Source organism: Streptomyces sp. NPDC055189 (assembly GCF_053606765.1).
This window is the reverse complement of the sequence record NZ_JBSGSG010000007.1, coordinates 172153-194849: the sequence shown is the minus strand read 5'-3', so window position 1 is coordinate 194849 and position 22697 is coordinate 172153. Positions and strand designations below refer to the sequence as shown.

General features: G+C 70.4%; 15 protein-coding genes and 1 pseudogene. 12 read left to right on the top strand and 4 right to left on the bottom strand.

Going from position 1 to position 22697, the window contains the following annotated elements; genetic code table 11:
* Window positions 1-53 precede the first annotated feature (53 nt).
* The 4 genes from ACWFR3_RS08090 to ACWFR3_RS08075 all read left to right on the top strand — a co-directional run bounded on the left by ACWFR3_RS08090 (window position 54) and on the right by ACWFR3_RS08075 (window position 5947).
* Entirely contained in the window at window positions 54-1055 is a 1002-nt protein-coding gene (locus ACWFR3_RS08090) for a LacI family DNA-binding transcriptional regulator (protein ID WP_453733734.1), read from the top strand.
* 53 nt (window positions 1056-1108) lie between these two features.
* Complete coding sequence (locus tag ACWFR3_RS08085; RefSeq protein ID WP_453733717.1) at window positions 1109-3043, top strand: glycoside hydrolase 5 family protein; 1935 nt, start codon at window positions 1109-1111, stop codon at window positions 3041-3043.
* Complete coding sequence (locus ACWFR3_RS08080; protein ID WP_453733716.1) at window positions 3040-5325, top strand: glycoside hydrolase family 3 N-terminal domain-containing protein; 2286 nt, start codon at window positions 3040-3042, stop codon at window positions 5323-5325. The genes ACWFR3_RS08085 and ACWFR3_RS08080 overlap by 4 nt, the downstream gene beginning before the upstream one ends.
* 97 nt (window positions 5326-5422) lie before the next feature.
* Window positions 5423-5947 carry a methylated-DNA--[protein]-cysteine S-methyltransferase gene (locus tag ACWFR3_RS08075; protein ID WP_453733715.1) on the top strand — a complete coding sequence of 175 codons (525 nt, stop codon included), beginning with the start codon at window positions 5423-5425 and terminating at the stop codon, window positions 5945-5947.
* Between the two features lie 14 nt (window positions 5948-5961).
* Here ACWFR3_RS08075 and ACWFR3_RS08070 read toward each other — a convergent pair whose 3' ends face one another.
* Window positions 5962-6732, bottom strand: a complete 771-nt coding sequence (locus ACWFR3_RS08070; RefSeq protein ID WP_453733714.1) for an IclR family transcriptional regulator — start codon at window positions 6730-6732, stop codon at window positions 5962-5964.
* A 231-nt stretch (window positions 6733-6963) separates the two neighbouring features.
* Between ACWFR3_RS08070 and ACWFR3_RS08065 the strand changes: the two genes are divergently transcribed.
* The 8 genes and pseudogenes from ACWFR3_RS08065 to ACWFR3_RS08030 all read left to right on the top strand — a co-directional run.
* Window positions 6964-8124, top strand: coding sequence for a mandelate racemase/muconate lactonizing enzyme family protein (locus ACWFR3_RS08065; protein ID WP_453733713.1), 1161 nt, complete (start codon window positions 6964-6966; stop codon window positions 8122-8124).
* Window positions 8121-9140, top strand: a complete 1020-nt coding sequence (locus ACWFR3_RS08060) for a zinc-dependent alcohol dehydrogenase (RefSeq protein ID WP_453733712.1) — start codon at window positions 8121-8123, stop codon at window positions 9138-9140. Before ACWFR3_RS08065 ends, ACWFR3_RS08060 begins: the two co-directional genes overlap by 4 nt.
* 107 nt (window positions 9141-9247) lie before the next feature.
* Window positions 9248-10216, top strand: a complete 969-nt coding sequence (locus ACWFR3_RS08055) for a hypothetical protein (protein ID WP_453733711.1) — start codon at window positions 9248-9250, stop codon at window positions 10214-10216.
* A gap of 3 nt (window positions 10217-10219) precedes the next feature.
* Window positions 10220-11338, top strand: a complete 1119-nt coding sequence (chvE, locus tag ACWFR3_RS08050) for a multiple monosaccharide ABC transporter substrate-binding protein (RefSeq protein WP_453733710.1) — start codon at window positions 10220-10222, stop codon at window positions 11336-11338.
* Complete coding sequence (mmsA, locus tag ACWFR3_RS08045; RefSeq protein WP_453733709.1) at window positions 11335-12894, top strand: multiple monosaccharide ABC transporter ATP-binding protein; 1560 nt, start codon at window positions 11335-11337, stop codon at window positions 12892-12894. The genes chvE and mmsA overlap by 4 nt, the downstream gene beginning before the upstream one ends.
* A gap of 10 nt (window positions 12895-12904) precedes the next feature.
* The gene (gene mmsB, locus ACWFR3_RS08040) at window positions 12905-14134 is read left to right on the top strand and encodes a multiple monosaccharide ABC transporter permease (protein WP_453733708.1); all 1230 of its coding nucleotides are present in this window, start codon (window positions 12905-12907) and stop codon (window positions 14132-14134) included.
* Window positions 14135-14238: 104 nt separating this feature from the next.
* On the top strand, window positions 14239-15387 hold the full coding sequence (locus ACWFR3_RS08035; protein WP_453733707.1) for an aldose epimerase family protein: 1149 nt from the start codon (window positions 14239-14241) through the stop codon (window positions 15385-15387).
* Window positions 15388-15418: 31 nt separating this feature from the next.
* Window positions 15419-16471, top strand: a pseudogene (locus tag ACWFR3_RS08030) (glycoside hydrolase family 43 protein); the annotation flags it as partial.
* Between the two features lie 80 nt (window positions 16472-16551).
* Here ACWFR3_RS08030 and ACWFR3_RS08025 read toward each other — a convergent pair.
* From ACWFR3_RS08025 to ACWFR3_RS08015, 3 genes are read right to left on the bottom strand one after another with little or no spacing between them, the layout of a single operon-like run.
* Entirely contained in the window at window positions 16552-17382 is an 831-nt protein-coding gene (locus ACWFR3_RS08025; protein WP_453733706.1) for a pectate lyase, read from the bottom strand.
* 32 nt (window positions 17383-17414) lie between these two features.
* A complete protein-coding gene (yicI, locus tag ACWFR3_RS08020) occupies window positions 17415-19685 on the bottom strand; it encodes an alpha-xylosidase (protein WP_453733705.1) in 2271 nt (756 codons plus the stop codon).
* Entirely contained in the window at window positions 19682-22579 is a 2898-nt protein-coding gene (locus ACWFR3_RS08015; protein ID WP_453733704.1) for a glycoside hydrolase family 3 C-terminal domain-containing protein, read from the bottom strand. The genes yicI and ACWFR3_RS08015 overlap by 4 nt, the downstream gene beginning before the upstream one ends.
* Window positions 22580-22697: the final 118 nt, after the last annotated feature.

Below are 22697 nucleotides of genomic sequence, written 5' to 3'. Positions count from 1 at the left end.
CATCCCGCAGGGACAGCGAGACATCCCGCGGCAGCAGCGGCGCACGTCCGACGATCAAGGCGGTCGCCGCGGCGGCCGGGGTCTCCACGGCCGCCGTCTCGCAGGCGTTCAACGCCAAGGGCCGTATCTCCGAGGCCACCCGGCGCCGCATCCAGGACGCCGCCGCCGAGCTCGGCTGGTCGCCGAGCGCCACGGCGACGGCCCTGCGCAGCGCCCGGACGCGCACGCTCGCCCTCGTGGTGCGCCGCCCCACGGACGTGCTCGGCGCGGACCCGCACTTCACCGAGCTGATCACCGGTCTGGAGGGCGAACTGGCGCCGCGCGGCTACGGCTTGCTGCTCCACCTGGTCACCGATGTGGCCGAGGAGAGCGCGCTGTACGAGCGTCTCGCCGCCGAGGGCCGCGTGGACGGCGCCGTCCTGACCGACGCCCGCGCGGATGATCCGCGCCCGCCGCTCCTGCGGGGCCTCGGCCTGCCCGCCGTGCTGCTCGGCGCGCCCAACCCGGACGCACCCGTGCCGACCGTGGGCCTGGGCAACCAGGGCGCCGGCATACACGAAGCCGTCGACCACCTCATGGAGCTCGGCCACCGGCGCATCGCCTATGTGTCGGGGCCCGGCGAACTGCTGCACACGGGGCTGCGCCGGGCGGTCTTCGAGGAGACCCTGCTGCTCAAGGGGCTTGCCCCGGCGGCCGTCCTGAGCACCGACTTCTCCGAGGCCGCGGCCGTCGCCGCGACCGAGGAGCTGCTCGGCATGACGGAGCGTCCCACCGCCGTGATGTACGCCAACGACTCCATGGCGGTGTGCGGCATCGGCGCGGCCCAGCGCGCCGGCCTTCGTGTCCCCGACGACCTGTCCGTCGTCGGCTACGACAACCTCCCCATCGGCCACTGGCTGCACCCGCGTCTGACCACCGTCGACCAGCAGGTGCAGCGGGTCGGCGCCGCCGCCGCGCGGGTGCTGCTCGCGCGGTGCGGCGAGGACGTACCGCCCGTCGCGCTCGACGAACGGCCACGCCTCGTGGTCCGCGAGTCGACGGGGCCCGCACGCTGACCTCCGCTACCGATCATCTCTCCACCCCCGTACGGAAAGACCTGAGTACCGCCATGCGACGCCACAGCGCCCACCTCACCCACGACTCCGCCGTCCTGCCCTGGATCGGCGCCAACTTCTGGTCCCGCACCGGCGGTCCGCTGATGTGGCGGAACTACGACCCGAAGACGGTCCGCGAGGAACTGTCCGTGCTGCGCGAGCACGGCATGACGATGACCCGCTCGTTCTTCTACTGGCCGGACTTCCACCCCGAGCCGCACCGCATCGACGAGGAGCTGTGCGAGCGCTTCCGCGACTTCCTCGACGCGCACACCGAGCTGGGGATGGGCACGGTGCCCACCTTCATCGTCGGGCACATGTCCGGCGAGAACTGGGACCCGGCGTGGCGCGGGGACCGCGACCTCTACGAGGACGTGTGGCTGGTGGGCCGCCAGTCCTGGTTCGTCTCGCAGATGACGCGCCGCTTCAAGGACCACGCGGCGGTGACGGGATGGCTCATCACCAACGAGATGCCGGGCTACGGCCGCATTTACCAGGTGGACCCGCCCTCCAGCGATGTCGTCACGGCCTGGGCGCAGTTCATGTGCGACGCGGTGCGCGCGGCGGGCGGCACCCAGCCGGTGTCGCTGGGCGACGGCGCGTGGGGCATCGAGGTGACGGGCCGCGACAACGGCTTCTCGCTGCGGGACACGGCCGAGTACGTCGACTTCGTGGGCCCGCACGTCTACCGCTCCGACACGGACCGCGTACGCCAGCACTACCGCGCGGCGTTCGAGTGCGAGCTGGCCGGGGTCACCGGGCAGCCGGTGATCCTGGAGGAGTTCGGGCTCTCCACGGACACCGTGTCGGCACAGAACGCGGGCATCTACTACCGCCAGACGCTCCACAACTCACTCCTGGGCGGCGCGACCGGCTGGATGGCCTGGAACAACACCGACTACGACGACCTGTGGGACCAGTCGCCCTACGACCACCATCCCTTCGAGATGCACTTCGGCATCACGGACAGCACCGGCGCCCCCAAGACCCCGCTCGTCGAGATAGCGGCGTTCTCCGAGGTCCTGGAGCAGGTGGACTTCGCGCGCTGCCGCCGCTCGGACGCGGACGCGGCGCTCGTCGTGCCCGCGTTCCTGGAGCGCGGCTACCCCTACAGCCGCCCCGCCGACCGGCCGCTGATCTTCACCTCCCTGCACCAGGGGTATGTCGCCGCACGCGGGGCCGATCTCCCGGTGGCCCTCACGCGGGAGGCGGACGGGCTCCCGGGGGACGCGGCGATGTATCTCCTGCCGTCCACCCGGCAGTTCACGACCCGGACGCGGCGCGAACTCGAGCGCCGGGCCCGCGAGGGCGCCACCGTCTACCTGTCGTTCTGCTCCGGCGAGCACCCCGGCACGCGCGGCCCGTGGTTCGACGACCTGGACGGGCTCTTCGGCGTCGAGCTCCAACTCTCCTACGGAGTGGCCGAGCCCATCGAGGACGATGTCCTGGAGCTGACGTTCACCGAGGAGTTCGGCGGCATCCCCGCCGGCGAGACACTGCGCTTCCCGGTGGCGGGCAACGAGGACAGCCGCGCCTACCTGCCGGTCGTCCCGACGGGGGCGCGGGTCGTGGCGAAGGACGCCCACGGCCGCCCGGCGCTCCTGGTCAACGAGACGGGCCGCGGCCGTACGGTCCTGGCCACCTACCCCCTTGAGCACATGGCCGCGCGCACGGCCCGCGTGAACCCGGAGCAGACGCACCGCCTTTACGCGGCCCTGGCGGAGATCGCGGGCGTGCGGCGGACGGTGACGGTCGACAGCCCGTACGTCTCGGCGGACGTCATGGTGCACGAGGACGGGCGGCGCTTCGTGTGGCTGGTCAGCCAGGCGGACGAGGAAGTGACGGTGCGCCCTGCGGTGGACGGATCGCTGCACGACCTGGACACGCGTGAGGCGGTGGCGGAGGTACGGCTCGTCCCGTTCGGCGTGTGCGTCCTCGAAGTGCGATGAGCGCGCCGCTGTACCGGGACGCGGGCGTTCCGGTCGCCGACCGGGTGCGCGACCTGCTCTCCCGGATGACGCTCACCGAGAAGGCGGGCCAGGTCAACCAGCGGATGTACGGCTGGGACGCCTACGAGCGGACGCCCGCAGGGCACCGCCTGACCGACGCCTTCCGCGCCGAGGTCGCCGCGTTCGACGGGATGGGCGCGCTCTACGGCCTGCAGCGCGCCGACCCGTGGTCCGGCGTGACGTTCACGGACGGCATCACCGCCGCGGACGCGGCCGGAGTCGCCGACTCGGTGCAGCGCCACGTCATGTCGAGCACCCGGCTCGGCATTCCGGTCCTGCTCGTCGAGGAGGTGCCGCACGGCCACCAGGCCCTGGACGGCACGGTCCTGCCGGTGAACCTCGCGGTGGGCGCGACCTGGGACCCGGAACTTTACGAGGCCGCCGCGGCGGGCGCCGCCGCCGAGCTGCGCGCCCGCGGCGGCCATGTCGCCCTCGTCTCGGCTCTCGACCTGGTGCGCGACCCGCGCTGGGGACGCGCGGAGGAGTGCTTCGGCGAGGACCCGTATCTGGCGGCGCGCTTCACGCAGGCACTGGTCCGGGGCATGCAGGGCGACGACGCCGTGTTCGCCCCGGACCGGGCGGCGGTCGTGCTCAAGCACTTCGCCGGGCAGGGCGCGACGATCGGCGGCCGCAACAGCGCGGCCACCGAGCTCGGGCCGCGCGAACTCCACGAGATCCACCTGGTGGCGGCGCGGGCCGGAGTCCGCGCCGGGGCGGCGGGCGTCATGGCCGCGTACAACGAGTACGACGGTCTGCCGTGCGCGGCCAACCGCGAACTGCTCACCGGCCTCCTGCGCGAGCGCTGGGGGTTCGAGGGCCTGGTCATGGCCGACGGATGTGCCCTGGACCGGCTCGTACGCCTCGCCGGTGACCCGGTGGCGGCGGGCGCCCTCGCCCTGGACGCGGGCACGGACCTGAGCCTGTGGGACGCCTCGTTCCCGCGGATCGCCGAGGCGGTCGAGCGGGGTCTGGTCTCCGAGCAGGCCCTGGACACGGCGGTCGCCCGGGTCCTGACGCTGAAGTTCCGCCTGGGGCTCTTCGAGCGGCCGTACGTGGAGGAGAAACCTGAACGGCGTGCTGCTCTGGGTGAGTTGAGCGGGCGCCTGGCCCGCGAGTCCATCGTCCTGCTCAGCCACGACGGGACCACGCTCCCCCTCGCGGAACCGGCACGCATCGCCGTCATCGGCCCGGGCGCCGACTCGCTCCCCCAGCAGCTCGGCGACTACACCGCGCCGCAGCGCCCCGGCACCGGGCTCACCGTCCTGGACGGCATCCGAGCCGTGGCGCCGCCCGGCAGCGAGGTGACGTACGCGCGGGGCTGCGAGCTGGTCGGCGGCGACCGTGGCGGCATCCCGGAGGCGGTGGCGCTTGCCGCCGCTGCGGATACGGCCGTGCTCGTGCTCGGCGGGTCGAGCGCGCGGGAGGGCGACACCCGCTTCGAGAGCAACGGCGCCGCCGTCGTGGCCTCCGGTGCTCCGGCGGGCATGACGTGCGGGGAGGGCGTCGACCTTGCCGAACTGGGTCTGCCGGAGGGGCAGTCGGCGCTCCTCGATGCCGTGGCCGCCACCGGAACGCCGGTCGTCGTGGTCCTCGTCCAGGGGCGTCCGCATGCGGTGCCGGAGCTGTCCGGGCGGGCCGGTGCCGTGCTCTCGGCGTGGTATCCGGGGCCGTGGGGCGGGCGGGCCGTCGCCGACGTGCTCTTCGGGCGCGCGGAGCCCGTGGGGCGGCTGCCCGTGTCCGTGCCGCGCTCGGCGGCCCAGCTGCCGGTGTTCTACAACGCCAAGGATCACGGCTACCGGGGTTACGTGGACCAGCCGGCCACCGCACTGCACGCCTTCGGCCACGGCCTGTCGTACACGAGCGTCGAGTACGGGGAGCCCCGGCTCTCGCGTACGGACGTTCCGGTCACCGATCCTGCGCTCACCTGCACGGTCGCCGTCACGAACACGGGGGCGCGTGCCGTACGGGAGACCGTGCAGCTCTATGTGCGCCGCGTCTCGGGCGCGAGCTCCTGGCCGCGCGTGCGGGAACTGCGCGGCTTCGCCCGGGTCGACCTGGCCCCCGGCGAGGAGGCCGAGGTCGCCTTCGTCGTCGAGGCGGATACCCTGGCCTCGCTCGACCGGGCCCTGGAGTACGTCGTGGAACCCGGCGAGGTCCTCCTGGAGACCGGGCCCTCCTCCGACCGTACGAGCGGTGCCCTGCTGACCCTGTCACCCGCATGAGCGCCACGTCCGAATCCCGCCAGCCGCGCGCCGCCGCACCCCGCAGACTTGGGGGGCGTCACCGGGGAAAGGCCACCGGGGAAACAGGGAGCATCTGATGACCGAGGTCATGGCGAAGGCCGTCTACACGACCGTCGAAAGCCCGCTGGGCGAGCTGCTGCTGGTCGGCGAGGAGTCGGCCACCGCGAACGGCGGCACCGCCCTTGCCTCGCTGTCCATGCCGGGGCAGAAGGGCGGCGCGGTCGTGCAGGACGGGTGGGTGCGCGACGACGGGGCCTTCGCCGTGATCGCCGGGCAGCTGCGCGGCTACTTCGAGGGGACGCTGACGCACTTCGACGTCGAGTACGCGAGCGGCGTCGGCACCGACTTCCAGCAGCGGGTCTGGCACGCCCTCGACGCCCTCCCGTACGGCACGACCACCTCGTACGGGAAGCTCGCCGAGCAGCTGGGGATCTCGCGCGCCGCGGTCCGCGCCGTGGGCACGGCGATCGGGCGCAACCCGCTCCTTGTCGTGCGCCCCTGCCACCGGGTCATCGGTGCCGACGGCTCGCTCGCCGGGTACGCGGGCGGCCTGGAGGCCAAGCGGCGGCTCCTTGACCTGGAGTCGAAGAGCCGCCCGTAGAACTTACCGGGGATCTAGCGCACGCCCCGGTGGCCCAGGCGCTCCGAGAGGTCGCCCGCGCCCTTGGCGGCGAGTTCGGCCAGTTCGTCCTCGCGCTGCTCGCTCCAGCGGATCATCGGCACGGAGATGGAAAGCGCCGCGACGACCTGGCCCGCGCTGTCGCGGACCGGGGCGGCCACACAGCTCACGTCGGGGTTCGACTCGCGGTGTTCGGCCGCGACCCCGCGCTCCCTGATGCCGGCGAGCGCGGCGAGCAGTGCCTCCTGCTCCGTGATGCTGTTCTCGGTCATCGCCACGAGCTCCCGCCCCGCCAGGCGGTTCTCGAGCTCGGCCGGGGGCAGTGAGGCAAGGAGCATCTTGCCGACCGACGTGCAGTGGGCGGGCAGTTTGCGGCCCGCGGCGGAGACCATGCGCACCGCGTGGGTGGAGTCCACCTTGGCGATGTAGATGACGTCCGTGTCCTCCAGGACCGCCACGTGGACCGTCTCGTCGCAGGTCTCGGCGACCTCGCGGGCCACCTGCTGCCCCTCCGCGGCCAGGTCGAGCTGCTCGGCATACCGGCTGCCGAGCTGGTAGGCGCGTACACCGAGGCGGTAGCGGCCGCTCTGGTCCGGGATCTGGACAAGGTACGAGCGGGCGGCAAGGGTGGTCAGCAGTTCGTGCACGGTGGTGCGCGGCAGCTGGAGTCTGCGGGTCACCTCGGGGGCGGACAGCGTGCCGTCGCCCTCCAGGAACAGCTCCAGTATGTCCAGTGCTCTGGTCACCGCAGGAACCAGTCGTCCCATGGTCGGCCTCCCACCCCGTGCGTCCGAAGTTGTGTCCGAAACTTCGGTCAACGATCGATATGACGAACACAGGCTAGCCATAGCGAGGTTCGGCGCGCAACGGCCCGGGTCCCGGCTGTGAGCTCAAGACCGTTTTGCGCGACCCATTGACACCCTGCCGCCTGCATGAATACGGTCACGCCAACATTTCGAACGTGTGACGAAATACCGAACAACCAAGGGGCAACTGCCTTGCGTATTACGGGAATCAGCACGCACGTGGTGGGAACGCCGTGGCGCAATCTCACCTACGTCCAGGTCCACACCGACGAAGGCCTCACCGGCGTCGGCGAGACCCGCATGCTCGGCCGCACCGACGCCCTGGTCGGCTACCTCCGGGAGGCGGCGGCCAACCACATCGTGGGGTCCGATCCGTTCGCGGTCGAGGATCTCGTGCGGAAGATGAAGTACGGCGACTACGGCCGGGCCGGCGAGATCGTCATGTCGGGCATCGCCTGCGTGGAGATGGCCTGCTGGGACATCAAGGGCAAGGCTCTGGGCGTGCCGGTCTGGCAGCTCCTCGGCGGGAAGGTGACCGACAAGGTCAAGGCGTACGCGAACGGCTGGTACACCACCGAGCGCACCCCGGAGGCGTACCACAAGGCCGCCACGGCCGTCGTCGAGCGCGGCTACCGCGCCCTGAAGATCGACCCGTTCGGGACCGGGCACTTCGAGCTCGACCAGGCGGGCACGAACTACGCGGTCTCGCTGATCGAGGCGGTGCGGGACGCCATCGGCCCGGACACCGAGCTGATGCTGGAGATGCACGGCCGGTTCAGCCCGTCCACCGCGGTCCGCCTGGCCCGCGAGATGGCACCGTTCAAGCCCGCGTGGCTGGAGGAGCCGGTGCCGCCGGAGAACCTCAAGGCCCTGGAGAAGGTCGCCGCCAAGGTGGACATGCCGATCGCCACCGGCGAGCGCATCCACGACCGGATCGAGTTCCGCGAGCTCTTCGAGTCGCAGGCCGCCGACATCATCCAGCCGGACCTCGGCCACATCGGCGGCATCCTGGAGACCCGCAAGCTGGCCGCGACCGCGGAGACGCACTACACGCTGATCGCCCCGCACAACGTGGGCGGCTCCGTGCTCACCGCGGCCTCGCTGCAACTCGCCGCCTGCACGCCCAACTTCAAGATCCTGGAGCACTTCAACGACTTCGCGGACGCGGAGATCAAGAAGGTCGTCAAGGGCGCGCCCCAGGTGGTCGACGGCTACTTCGAGGTGTCGCACGAGCCGGGCCTCGGCGTCGAGCTCGACACCGAAGCGGCGGCGGAGTTCCCGCAGCAGCAGGCCCGTTTCGACCTGTGGGCCGAGGGCTGGGAGAAGCGCGCCCCCAAGGCAGCCGCGAAGTGAGCACCGACTCCCGCGCGATCGTCGTCGACCGGCCGGGCTCGCACCGGCTCACGGTCGGCGCGCGGCCCGAGCCCGGACCCGGCGAGGTCCTGGTCCGGGTGGCGGCGGCCGGGATCTGCATGAGCGACCGCGAGGTGTACGACGGCCACCGGGACGCCGCCTATGTGCGCTATCCCGTGATCCCCGGGCACGAGTGGTCCGGCACCGTCGAGGCCACCGGCGAAGGCGTCGACCCCGCGCTCACCGGGCGGAAGACGGTCGCCGAGGGGTTCCGCGCCTGCGGTACCTGCGAGCGCTGCCGGTGCGGCGAGACGAGCCTGTGCGGCGGCGGATACGCGGAGACCGGGTTCACCGAGCCCGGCGCCTTCGCCGACCACGTCGTCGTCCCCGCCCGGCTCCTGCATCTTCTGCATCCGGACGCGGACCTCGCAGCGGCCGCCCTCCTCGAACCCGCCGCGGTCATCGCCGGCGCGGTGCGGACGGGGCGGCCGAGCCCCGGCGAGCGGATCGCGGTGGTCGGCGCTGGCACCCTGGGGATGCTCGCGGTGCAGCTGCTCGCCGCCTCGTCCCCCGGCGAGCTCGTGGTGATCGACCCGCGGGCCGAACGCGGCAGGCAGGCCCTCGACTTCGGGGCGAGCGAGAGCCTGACGCCCGGCGAGGCCGAGGCGTACCACGGCCGCTTCGATCTGGTCGTGGAGACCGCGGGAGCGCCGAGCACGGCCGCCTCCTCCTGTCTGCTCGCGCGCAGGGGCGGCCGGGTGGTGCTGACCGGGATGTTCACGCCCGGCGCCGTCGGCATCGACCCGGTGCATCTCTCGCTGAGCCAGCTGGAGGTGCGCAGCGTCTTCGGCGCGCCGTCCTCCGCCTGGTCGGACGCGGTCCGCGCGTTCGGGCTCGGACTGCTCGGCCCCGCCCCGCTGATCACGCACGAGTTCCCGCTCGATCAGTTCGGGGAGGCGGTCGCGCTGGTCGGCGGCGGCGATCCGAAGACCGGGAAGGTGCTCCTGCGTCCCTGAAGTGCCCCTGAGATTCCCCTGAGCCGTACGGCCGCCGTACACACCCTTTGAACCGACCAACGTACGAAATATCGAACACAGCAGAATCCACTGCGTATGGGAGTCCCGTGACCAGCCCGTCAGCCCCCCGCCGCCCCGGCGTCGACGCCCTCGCCCGCATCGGGCACCCCGTACCCGCCACCGATCCGGCCGACGCGTCGCCGCACGCGTTCCCCGACGGCGGCACCTGGCGCACCGAGATCCCCTCCGTGGAGGGACCCGAGGCGCTCGCCGTCGTCCTCAAGGAGAGCTCGCGGCTCGATGTGCCGATCCACCGGATCAGCCAGGGCAGCGGCATCTGGATGCTCTCCGACGTCGAGATCACCGAGATGGTCGAGGCCTGCGCCGAACGGGACATCGAGCTCTGCCTGTTCACGGGACCGCGCGGCACCTGGGACATCGGCGCCGCGACGCGCACCGACTCCGGGGGCGCGGGCCTTCGCTCGCGCGGCCACGACGCGCTCGCCGGATGCGTGGAAGACGCCGTGCGCGCAACGGAGTTGGGCGTCAAGTGCCTGCTCGTCGCCGACGAGGGCGTGCTGTGGACCCTGCACCGGTTGCGCGTCGCCGGTGTGCTGCCCGCCGACACCACGTTCAAGGTCTCGGCCCTGATCGGCCCGGTCAACCCGGCCTCGTACGCGGTCTACGAGCGCCTCGGCGCCGACTCGCTCAACATCCCCTCCGACCTCACCCTGACCCACCTCACGGAGATCCGCCGGGCCAGCCGCGCCCCGATGGACCTGTACGTGGAGGCACCCGACGACCTCGGCGGCTACATCCGGACGTACGAGGCGGCCGAGCTGATCCGGCGCGGCGCCCCGCTCTACCTCAAGTTCGGCCTGAGCAAGTCCCCCGGCATCTACCCCTACGGCGCCCATCTGCGCGACCACACCCTGGCCACCGCCCGCGAGCGGGTCCGCCGCGGACGCCTCACCCTCGATCTGCTCGCCCGGCACGGCGCTGACGGCGGGATGTCGCCGCTCGGCGCACGCCTGCCCGGCGAGCTCCAGCGCTTCCCCGTCCCGGAAGGGGACTGATCCATGAGAACCCGCATATCCCGCATGCGACTCACCGCCGCCGTGGCCACCGTCGTCATGATCGGCTCACTGGCGGCCTGCGGCCAGGAGGCCAAGGGCGGCAGCCGCTACAAACCGGACGAGGGCAAGGGCAGCACCATCGGCCTCGCGATGCCCACCAAGTCCTCCGAGCGGTGGATCGCCGACGGCAACAACATGGCCAAACAGTTCCAGAAGGCCGGCTACAAGACCGATCTGCAGTACGGCGACGACAAGGTCGAGAACCAGATCGCCCAGCTGGAGAACATGATCACCAAGGGGCGCAGCCTCCTGGTGGTGGCCGCCATCGACGGCTCCGCGCTCACCGAGGTCCTGCAGCGCGCGGCCGACGCGGGCATCCCCGTGATCTCCTACGACCGCCTCATCCTCGGCACCGAGAACGTCGACTACTACGCGTCGTTCGACAACGAGCGCGTCGGCCGCCTCGAAGCCCAGTACATCGTCGAGAAGTTGAAGCTGGGCAAGCCGGAGAAGGGCGGCGACGCGAAGAACATCGAGCTGTTCGCGGGCTCGCCGGACGACAACAACACCAAGTACTTCTGGAACGGCGCCATGAAGGTGCTCCAGCCGTATTTCAAGAGCGGTCAGCTCGTCGTGCGCAGCAAGCAGACCAAGATGAACCAGGCCACCACGCTGCGCTGGGACGGCGGCACCGCGCAGAAGCGCATGGACGACCTGATCAGCAAGAACTACGGCTCCGCGAAGGTCGACGCGGTCCTCTCGCCGTACGACGGAATCTCGATCGGCATCATCTCCGCGCTGAAGAGCGCGGGCTACGGCTCCAAGAGCGACCCGCTGCCGGTGATCACCGGGCAGGACGCGGAGCTCGCATCGGTGAAGTCCATCATCCGCGGCGAGCAGACGCAGACGGTGTTCAAGGACACCCGCAAGCTGGCCGCGCAGACGGTGTCCATGGGCGACGCGGTCCTCAACGACAAGAAGCCGAAGGTCAACAACACCAAGGACTACGACAACGGCAAGAAGACCGTGCCGTCCTTCCTGCTCGACCCGGTCAGCATCGACAAGTCCAACACCCAGCTCCTGATCGACGAGGGCTACTTCAAGGCTGGGCAGCTCTCATGAGCGGGCCCGTACTGGAGATGCGCAACATCACCAAGACGTTCCCCGGCGTCAAGGCGCTCTCCGACGTGAACCTGACCGTGGGCGCCGGGGAGATCCACGCGATCTGCGGCGAGAACGGCGCGGGCAAGTCGACGCTGATGAAGGTCCTCAGCGGCGTCCACGAGCACGGCAGTTACGACGGTGAGATCCACTTCGAGGGCGAGCAGATGGCCTTCAAGGACATCCGTGCCAGCGAGAAGCACGGCATCGTGATCATCCATCAGGAGCTGGCGCTCGTCCCGTATCTGTCCATCGCCGAGAACATCTTCCTAGGCAACGAACAGAGCACCCGCGGCTTCATCGACTGGAACGACACGCTGCGCAGGGCGAGCGCGCTGCTCAAGCGGGTCGGCCTGCGCGACAAGCCGCAGACTCCGGTGGCCGACATCGGCGTGGGCAAACAGCAGCTGGTGGAGATCGCCAAGGCCCTGTCCAAGGAGGTGAAGCTGCTCATCCTGGACGAGCCGACGGCCGCCCTGAACGACGAGGACAGCGCCAAGCTCCTCGATCTCATCCTGGAGCTGCGCGATCAGGGCATCGCCTGCATCATCATCTCGCACAAGCTCAACGAGATCCGGGCCATCACCGACTCGGTGACGATCCTGCGCGACGGGCAGACCATCGAGACCCTGACGGTCCGTGAGACCCCGTCCGCCGAACCGCAGTTGTCCGAGGACCGCATCATCCGCGGCATGGTCGGCCGCGACCTCGACAACCGCTTCCCCGACCGCACGCCCTACGAGGGCGAGGACGCGGGCTCCCTGGCCCTGTCCGTACAGGGCTGGACGGTGCGGCATCCGGTCGACCACCTGCGCAAGGTCGTCGACGACGTGTCGCTGACCGTGCGGCGCGGCGAGATCGTCGGCATCGCGGGCCTGATGGGCGCCGGCCGGACAGAGCTCGCGATGTCCGTCTTCGGGCGTTCCTACGGCCAGTACGTCGCCGGGACGGTCTCCGTCGGCGGGCAGGAGGTCACGACGAAGACCGTGCCCGCCGCGGTCGACGCCGGGATCGCGTACGTCACCGAGGACCGCAAGCAGTACGGCCTCAACCTCATCGACAACATCAACCGCAACGTCTCCCTGGCCTCGCTCTCCGGCATGCGGCGCAAGGACGGCTTCGTCGACGAGCACAAGGAACGCTCCGTCTCCGAGCGCTACCGCAAGTCGATGAACATCAAGGCTCCCACCGTCTTCGAGCAGGTGGGGCGGCTCTCCGGCGGCAACCAGCAGAAGGTCGTCCTGAGCAAGTGGATCCACGCCGATCCCGAGATCCTCATCCTCGACGAGCCGACGCGCGGCATCGACATCGGTGCCAAGTACGAGATCTACACCGTCATCGACAAGCTGGCGGCCTCGGGCAAGGCGGTGCTCTTCATCTCCTCCGAACTGCCCGAGCTGCTCGGGATGTGCGACCGGATCTACACGATGGCCGAGGGCAGGCTGACCGGCGAGGTCGACCGCGCGGACGCCACCCAGGAACTCCTGATGCGCCACATGACCAAGAACAGAAGCTGAGGCATCCGCCATGACCACCACGACCACGCCACCGAGTGACACGTCGAGCAAGCCGTCCGCCAAGGAATCCACCGGTGCTCTGCTGCTGCAGAGCGTGCGCTCCAACATGCGCCAGTACGGCATGCTCGTCGCCCTGGCCTTCATCGTCATCCTGTTCCAGATCTGGACCGACGGCACGCTGCTCCTGCCGAACAACGTGTCCAACCTGATCCAGCAGAACGGCTACATCCTCATCCTTGCCATCGGCATGATGATTGTGATCATCGCCGGTCATATCGATTTGTCCGTCGGCTCACTGGTCGCCTTCGTCGGCGCCATGTCGGCGGTGATGATGGTCAAACACGACATGCCCTGGGTGCTCGCGCTCGTCCTCTCGCTCCTCATCGGCGCGGTGGCGGGAGCGTGGCAGGGCTTCTTCATCGCCTACGTCGGCATCCCGTCGTTCATCGTGACGCTCGCCGGCATGCTGCTCTTCCGCGGTCTCACGCAGATCGTCCTGGAGGGCCAGTCGCTCTCGCCGTTCCCCGAGGGCTTCCAGAACATCGCCAAGGGGTTCATCCCCGAGATGGGCCCGTACACGCAGTACCACAACCCGACCCTTGTGCTCGGTTTCGTGACGGTCGTGTTCCTGCTCTTCCGCGAGTGGCGCAGCCGCAAGCAGCAGCTGGCCTACGACCTCGACGTGATGCCGACGGGCCTGTGGGCGGCAAAGCTGGTGGCGATCTGCGCCGCCGTCATCGCCTTCACGCTGACTCTCGCCAGCTTCCACGGCGTGCCCGTGGTGCTGCTCATCATGTGCGGCCTGCTGATCTCTCTCGGCTATGTGATGCGCAACGCGGTCGTCGGCCGTCATGTGTACGCGCTCGGCGGCAACAAGGCGGCGGCGAAGCTGTCCGGCGTCAAGGACAAGCGCGTCACCTTCCTGATCTTCGTGAACATGGGTGTGCTCGCCGCGCTCGCGGGCTGTGTCTACGCCGCCCGGCTCAACGCGGGTACCCCGCAGGCGGGCCTGAACTTCGAACTCGAGGCGATCGCCGCCTCGTTCATCGGCGGCGCGTCGATGAGCGGCGGCGTCGGCACGGTGATGGGCGCCGTGATCGGCGGCCTGGTCCTCGGCGTCCTCAACAACGGCATGTCCCTCGTCAACATCGGGACCGACTACCAGCAGGTCATCAAGGGCCTGGTGCTGCTTGCGGCGGTCGGCTTCGACGTCTGGAACAAGCGCAAGGTGGGGCGCTGAGCCCCAGTTGACCGACCCTGTCTCGCCCCGAGATTCATCGCACCGCAGATCGCCCTGCGGGCTCGTCCTCAAACGCCGGACGGGCTGAGAATGAGGAGCCGCACATGGAAACGAGCAGACGTACCGTCCTGGCCTCGGCCGCCGCCGTCGGGCTCTCCGCCGCCGCCGCGGGCACCTCGTATGCCTCGGCGGGCCGTACCCCCACCAAGGAGCTGTTCGGGAAGCTGGCCGACGGGACCAAGGTGTACCGCTGGTCCCTTGCCAACGGAGGCACCCGGATGAAGGTGCTTTCGTACGGCGGCATCGTGCAGTCCCTCGAACTGCCCGACCGGAAAGGCCGGTACACCAACGTCTCCCTCGGTTACGACAACATCGAGGCGTACGTCGCCGGAACCACCTTCTTCGGCGCGACGATCGGCCGCTACGGCAACCGCATCGCCAAGGGCCGCTTCACCCTGGACGGCAAGACCCACCAGCTGTCCGTGAACGACGGCGAGAACAGCCTGCACGGCGGGGCCAAGGGCTTCGACACGCGGGTGTGGGACGTCGAGCCGTTCAAGGACTCCTCCGGCGTCGGCCTGCGCCTGCACTACACGAGCGTCGACGGGGAGATGGGCTACCCGGGAACGCTGCGGGTGACCGTGACGTACACGCTCGACGCGCGCGGCGACTGGCGCATCGACTACGCGGCGACCACGGACAAGGCCACCGTGGTGAACCTGACGAACCACACGTACTACAACCTCGCGGGCGAGGGCAGCGGCGACATCCTGGGGCACGAACTGGCCCTGGCCGCCGCCCGGTACACGCCCACCGACGCCGGCCTCATCCCGACGGGCGAGCTTGCCCGGGTGGCGGGCACGCCCTTCGACTTCCGGCGGGCGAAGACCGTCGGCGAGGACATCCGGGTCTCGCACGAGCAGCTGGTGACCGCCAAGGGATTCGACCACAACTGGGTCCTGGACAAGGGCATCACGAAGCGCCCCGAGCACTTCGCGACGCTGCGGGACCCGGAGTCGGGCCGCGCCCTGAAGATCGCCACGACCGAGCCGGGGGTGCAGTTCTACTCCGGGAACTTCCTGGACGGCACCCTCACCGGGCCCTCGGGACGCACCTACCGGCAGGGCGACGGGCTCTGCTTGGAGACGCAGCACTTCCCGGACTCCCCCAACCAGCCGAAGTTCCCCTCGACGGTGCTGCGGCCCGGCCAGACCTACCGGTCGAGCACGGTGCACAGCTTCTCGGCGCGCTGAGCGGCGCCCCCGGCCTTCGAGAGGACACATCGTGCGCCCGAGACATCCGAGGACCCAGAGAACGCCGAGAATCCTGATCCCGCTGCTTGCCCTGATGGCCGGTCTGCTCGCGGCTCCCGCGTATGCGCAGCCGCAGCACGCCGAGCAGAAGTACGCGGGCTACCTCTTCAGTTACTTCACCGGTGAGGGCACCGCGGACGGCGAGCAGATCCGCATGGCGCTCAGCCGGGGCGACGATCCCACGCGGTATCAGGAGCTGAACGGCGGCAAGCCCGTGCTCACCTCGCAGCTCGGCACCAAGGGGCTGCGCGACCCGTTCATCATCCGCTCGCCGAAGGGCGACAAGTTCTACCAGATAGCCACCGACCTGCGGATGTACGGCGGGAGCGGCGGCAGCTGGGACCAGGTGCAGCGCACCGGCAGCAAGTCGGTCATGGTGTGGGAGTCCACCGACCTGGTGCACTGGACCGACCAGCGCCTGGTGAAGGTCGCCCCGGACACGGCGGGCAACACCTGGGCCCCGGAGGCGTATTACGACGAGAAGCTGAAGTCGTACGTCGTCTTCTGGGCGTCCAAGGTCTACGACGCCGACGACCCGGACCACACGGGGTCGACGTACAACAAGATGCTGTACGCGACGACGAAGGACTTCCGCACCTTCAGCAAGCCCAAGGTCTGGAACGACCCGGGTTACTCGGTGATCGACTCCACGGTGGTCAAGGACGGCCGTGACTACTACCGCTTCACCAAGGACGAGCGGGACCCCGCGTCCGGCACCCCCTGCTCGAAGTTCATCACCGCGGAGAAGTCGCGGAGTCTCACGGACACGTCGTACGACTTCGTGGCCGATTGCATCGGGAAGGGCGTCATCGACCGGGGCGAGGGGCCCGCGGTGTTCAGGGCCAACACCGGGGACAAGTGGTACATGCTCATCGACGAGTTCGGCGGGCGCGGCTATGTCCTCTTCGAGACGACGGACCTCGCGTCGGGCCGGTGGACCGAGACGAAGGACGCCGCTCTGCCTCCGGGCGCCCGGCACGGCACGGTCCTGCCGGTGACACAGGCGGAGTACGACCGGCTCCTTGGCACCTGAGCGGCCGGGCACCTGATGAACAGCGATGCGGCACGGCCGGGGGGTTCGGCCGTGCCGCATCGCTGCGTCCGCTACTGGTAGCTGATGTCCGATGCGGTGAACTTGCAGTACTTGCCGTCGGGGCCCGTGCCCGTCTTCGGCGGCTCGGCACCGGTGTTGTTGCCGGTGAAGCGGTCGCAGGTGGCGATCTTCTTGCCGCTGTCGCCGTGGATACGGATGTTGCGCAGCGCGGCCGTGTCGCCGTAGTTGGTGTTGATGCCGACGATCGACTTGCCCGGCGCCGTGATGTCGACGTCGTTCACGATGATGTTGCGCTGGTACTGCTTGGAGCAGTTGCCGCAGGCGCGCACCAGCTTGCCGAAGCCGGAGACCTGGAACTTGGTGACGACCAGCTTGCCCGCGCCGTTGAACTGGAAGACCTTGTCGTCGGCCTTCTTCGCGCCACCGCCGTAGACGGTGTACGTCGAGCCCGCCGACGTCCCCTTGAACGTGGCGGCGTCCTCGCCGACGTCCTCCCACCACACGTTCTGCAGCGTGCAGCTGCCCGAGCAGTGGACGCCGTCCGCGGCCGGTGAGCCGAGGATGACGTTCTTGAGAACCGCGCCGTCCTTCAGCTTGAAGATCGGGTCCTGGCCCTCGTCCTGGCCGTCGCCGCCCAGGTCGCCGGTGCCGTAGTGGCGCTTGAGTCCGCCGTCGTAGGTGCCGGACACCTCGATGGTCTTCGACGTCGGCTTCTCGCCCTTGGCCCCGGGCCAGGCGGTCGCCGCCCCCGCACTCGGCATGAGGGTGGTGGTGACGAGGGCGGCGCCGGTCATGCCGAGCGCGGCGATGCCTCCGACGACGGCACGGCGCTTGCCGAGACCTCGGCGATGACGGACGCGCTTGTTCGCTCGTGGGGTCATGTTCCCGGATCATTCCTTCGGTGGTGGACGGCTTACACGTCCTTGTCGCCACCGTCCGGCAATGGGTTGCCGCCCTGGTCCGGCCAATCCGCCGCCGTCCGCACCTCGAAGGGCCGCGTGGTCCCCTCCGCGGTGACCCGGACGCCGTCGCCGTCCCGTACCGCGCGGAAGACGGCCGCGGGCCGGCCCTCCCCGTCGGGCACGGTGACCTCCGTGCCGTCCTTGGTGCCGGGCGTGACCAGGAGCGTGAGGTCCCGCAGCCAGTCGCCGTCCGGGCGCCGGTCGTCCGCGCCCAGCGGGAGCAGCGCGCCGGGGCGTACGTACAGGGGGAGGCTGTCGAAACCGTGGGTCTCCCGGTGCCATCCCGGGCCCTGGATGGTCTCGCCGGTCAGCAGGTGGGTCCAGGTGCCTTCGGGGACGTAGAACTCGACGTCCCCCTCGGCGGTGAAGACGGGGGCGACCAGGAGGTCGGGGCCGAGCATGTACTGGCGGTCGAGGGTGCGGCAGGCGGGGTCGTCCGGGAATTCGAGGAGCATCGGACGCATGACGGGCACGCCCGTGCGGTGGGCCTCGACGGCGGCTCCGTACAGATAGGGCATGAGGCGGTGCTTGAGCCGCGTGAACTTGCGGGCCACGTCGACCGCCTCGTCGCCGAACGCCCACGGCACCCGGTAGGAGACGTTTCCGTGCAGGCGGCTGTGCGAGGAGAGCAGGCCGAAGGCGAGCCAGCGTTTGAAGACCGCGGGGTCGGGTGTGCCCTCGAAGCCGCCGATGTCGTGGCTCCAGAAGCCGAAGCCGCAGAGCGAGAGGGAGAGGCCGCCGCGCAGCGACTCGGCCATCGCGCCGAGCGAGGCAAAGCAGTCGCCGCCCCAGTGCACGGGGAACTGCTGGCCGCCGGCCGTCGCCGAGCGGGCGAACAGGACCGCCTGGCCCGGGCCGCGTTCCTTCTCCAGGAGTTCGAAGACCGTGCTGTTGTAGAGCTGCGCGTAGTAGTTGTGCATGCGGCCGGGGTCCGAGCCGTCGTGCCAGCGGACGTCGGTGGGCACGCGTTCGCCGAAGTCGGTCTTGAAGGAGTCGACGCCCTGGTCGAGCAGGGTGCGCAGCAGGCCCGCGTACCACTCGCGTGCGGCCGGGTTCGTGAAGTCCACGAGCGCCATGCCGGGCTGCCAGAGGTCCCACTGCCAGATGTCGCCGTCGGGCCGCCGGACGAGGTACCCGTTGGCGGCGGCCTCGGCGAAGAGCCCGGACTTCTGCGCGATGTACGGGTTGATCCACACGCTGACCTTCAGGCCGCGCTCGCGGAGTCTGCGCAGCATGCCCTCAGGGTCGGGAAAGACTTCCGGGTCCCAGCGGAAGTCGGACCACTGGTACTCGCGCATCCAGAAGCAGTCGAAGTGGAAGACACCGAGCGGGATGTCGCGTTCTGCCATGCCGTCGACGAAGGCGGTGACGGTCTCCTCGTCGTAGGGCGTGCAGAAGGAGGTCGTCAGCCACAGGCCGAACGACCAGGCGGGCGGCAGCGCGGGGCGGCCGGTCAGTCCGGTGTAGCGGCGCAGGACGTCCTTGGGGGCCGGCCCCGCGATGACGTAGTACTCGACCGTCTGGTCCTCGACGCTGAACTGGACCTGGCCGACCGACTCGGAGCCGATCTCGTAGGAGACCTTGCCGGGGTGGCTGACGAGGACGCCGTAGCCGCGCGAGGAGAGATGGAAGGGGATGTTCTTGTAGGCCTGCTCGCTGCTGGTGCCGCCGTCGGCCTGCCAGATGTCGACGTTCTGGCCGTTCTTGACGTACGGGGTGAAGCGTTCGCCGAGGCCGTAGATGTACTCGCCGACGCCCAGGGCGAGCTGGCCGATCATGTGGTGACTGCCGTCGGGCGCGGTGGCGAAGCCGGTGCCCCTGCGCTCCACGGCGGTAAGTCGCCGCCCGTCGGCGTCGAGGAACTCCAGGCTCCAGGGCTTGTCGGTGTCCAGGCGCACGGTGAGCGGGCCGCTGACGAGCTCGGTGACGGTGCCCTCGCGCTTGACGATCCCCGCGCCCTCGCTGGTGCGCAGACCGAACTCCGGCCCGGGCGCCACCTTCCCGGCGTGGTGGGTCGCCCGGACACCGATCACACCTTCGGCGGGCGAGAAGCACTCGACCGTGATGAGCGGTGTGTTGAGGGTGTCGCCGCGCTCGCGCACCCGGTGAACGGCGGCGTAGGCCGTGAACCGTCCTTCCCCCTCCCGGACGTCTCGCACGTCCGTCGCGTACGAGGCACGCACCCCGTCACGCATCAGCCAGAAGCCGTCGGTGAACTTCATGCGGTCTTCCTCTGCCCGTCCCCCGGCTGTACGGCGGCGGTGAAGGCGAGCCGTGCGAGCCGCAGGGGGCCGCGCAGCCGTACGCGCAGATCGCGCACCCCGGCGGCGGTGAAACGGGAGGTGTGCGAGGTGTAGTCGTACGCGCCGCCGGTGGCCGGGACGGTGACGGTGGTGGCGGTGCTTCCCGAGATGAGGTCGACGGCTCCGGACCCCGCGACCTCGACGGAGACGCCGCAGACCCCGTCGCCGAAGTCGCAGTCGCTGAACAGCAGTTCGCCCGTACCACCCTCGACCGCGCGCACGGCGTCGCCGCTGGTCCTGGTGCGGTCGACGATCTCGGTGCCCATCTGTTCGTCGTACGCGGCTGCCGTCAGGCCGCCCTCACGCACCGGCCGTGCGGCGATCGGGTCACCCTCGATGCCGACGGTCGCCGTGAGCCTGATGTCACTGCTGGAGGCACCCGCGAGTACCTCGTGAGCGCCCGGCGCCACGGCCAGGCGGTCGTGCCGCACGTCCCAGAACGCCAGGTCGGCCAGCGGCAGTCGGAACTCCAGACGGCGTGCTGATCCGGCCCCGAGGTGGATGCGGCGGTGCGCGTCGAGCTGGCGGTGCGGCAGAGCCCGGGTCCCGGCGGCATCGCGGGGTGCCCGGGTGTAGAGCTGGGCCACCTCGTCCGCGGCGACGGGCCCGGTGTTGGTGACGGTGAACGCGACCCGGATCGCATCGCCTTCGCGGGCGGCCACCAGATCGTCGTAGGCGAAGGAGGAGTAGCCCAGGCCGTGCCCGAACGGGTAGAGCGGGGTGCCGTCGAAGTAGAGGTAGGTCTGCCGGGAGCCGATGACGTCGTAGTCGAGCAGGTCGGGGAGGTCGGTGTCCGCGGCGTACCAGGTCTGCGGGAGACGGCCGGCCGGGGAGACGTCGCCCGCGATGATCCGGGCGAGCGCGGTGCCCGCCGCCTGTCCGCCGTGCGCGGCCCACAGCAGTGCGGGCAGCTGGTCGTGGGCGTCGGCGACCGCGTACGGGTAGGCGGAGACCAGGGCGAGGGCGGTGCGCGGGTTGGCGGCCCGTGCCGCGCGCCACAGCCGCTCCTGGTGGGGCGGCAGGGCGAGTGTCGTGCGGTCCTCGGTCTCGCGGCCGTTGATGTGGGGGTCGTTCCCGGCGACGACGATCACGGCGTCGGCCCGCGCGGCGGCGCGGGTTACCGCGTCCTCGCCGCGCTCCAGGAATTCGACGGTGAAGACCTCGGGCTCGTCGGCAACCTTCACGCCGTCGGCGGCGACAGAGACGTACCCACCCGTCCCTTTGTGCTCGATGAGGTACCCGTCCCCGTGGCCGACCAGCGCGAACGTCTCCTGTATGACCCAGCCGCCCGGCTGGTCCGCCGACGCGCGCACGAATCCGTCGTCGGCGACCGAGAGATAGCGGCCGTCGGGGGCGCGCAGGGTCCAGATGCCGCATCCCCAGTCGACGAGGGCGAATTCGGCCGGCTCGGGGCCGCAGGTCAGCGGTGCCAGGTCGGTACGGCCGGTGAGCAGCGCCGGGTCCAGGGCGATCTCGGCGTCCTGGACGCGACCGCCCCCGTCGGAGGCGGCGTCCGGTACGCGCAGCCATCCCGCCGCGCACTTCAGGCGCACCCGGTCCGTGCCTTCGGTGAAGGTGACGCGGTCGGCGCCGAACCGCTCGCGCAGGCCGTCGAGAGGGCTGCTGCGGCGGATGAGGGTTCCGCTGTACCAATCGGTCTTGCACTCGTCGGCGAGGAGCCCGACGACCGCGATGCGGGTGCCTTCGGGCAGCGGGAGCAGTCCGTCGTTCTTCAGCAGGACGACGGACTGCTCGGCGGCCTCTTGGGCGAGCGCGCGGTGTGCGGGGGTGTCGAAGGCGTGGGTGGCGGGGTCCGCGTACGGGCCCTGGCCGGGGTCGAACTCGCCGAGCCGGAAGCGCACCGAAAGTTGCCGGCGCACCGCGGTGTCGATGTCGGACTCGGTCAACAGGCCCTTTTCCAGTGCGCGTTGGATGCGCCCGGTGATGATGCTCGCGTCGGTGCCGTGGTCGGTGAAGCTGTCCACGCCCGCGGCGAGCGCCGCCGCGGTGGCCTCCTCGTGGGTGTCGAAGTACTTCTCGGAGTCGACGAGGTTGCTGGGCGCCCCCGCGTCGGAGCAGACGAGCAGCTCCTGGTCGGTCCAGGTGCGCAGATGTTCGCGCAGGTACGGCGAGACGTGGTTCGGGCGGCCGTTGACCAGGTTGTAGGCGGGCATCACCCCGGCCACCGCGCCCGCCTCGACGGCGGCCTTGAACGCCCGCAGGTCGTACTCGTGCAGGACGCGGGGTCGCACGGAGGAGGAGGACGTGTCGCGCAGCGTCTCGTTGTTGTGGGCCAGCCAGTGCTTGAGCACGGGGGCGGTGCGCCAGTGGTGCGGATCGTCGCCCCGCAGGCCGCGGGTGTAGGCGACGGCGATCGCGGAGGTGAGGCGGGGGTCCTCCGAGTAGCCCTCCTCGTTCCTGCCCCACAGCGGGTGGCGGAGCAGGTTCACCGTCGGCGCCCAGAGGTTGAGTCCGACGCGGTCGTCCCCGGCGCGCATGGCCCTGGCCTCGGTGGAGACGGCCTCGCCGACCCTGCGCACGAGGTCGTCGTTCCAGGTGGCGCCGAGGCCGACCGCCTGCGGGAAGACGGTGGCGGGGCCCATCCAGGCCACGCCGTGCAGGGCCTCCTGTCCGGTGCGGAACGGGGCGATGCCGAGCCGTTCGACGGCGGGCGTGAACTGGTGCAGGAGCGCGATGCGTTCGCTGACGGTCAGCCGGGACAGCAGGTCGTCCACGCGCTGGTCAAGCGGCAGTTCGGGGTCGCGGAAGGGCGGCGGCTGCGGGACGTGGGGCGGCGGCGGGCTTGCGGTCACGGACGGATCCCCTTGGCGGGCGGCGAGCGGCGGGCACGGAGGAACAACTCATTGTTCGAAGCGCTTCGATGCTCTGCGCCACTGAAGCCCGTGTCAAGGCAGCGAACCTCCAGCACCC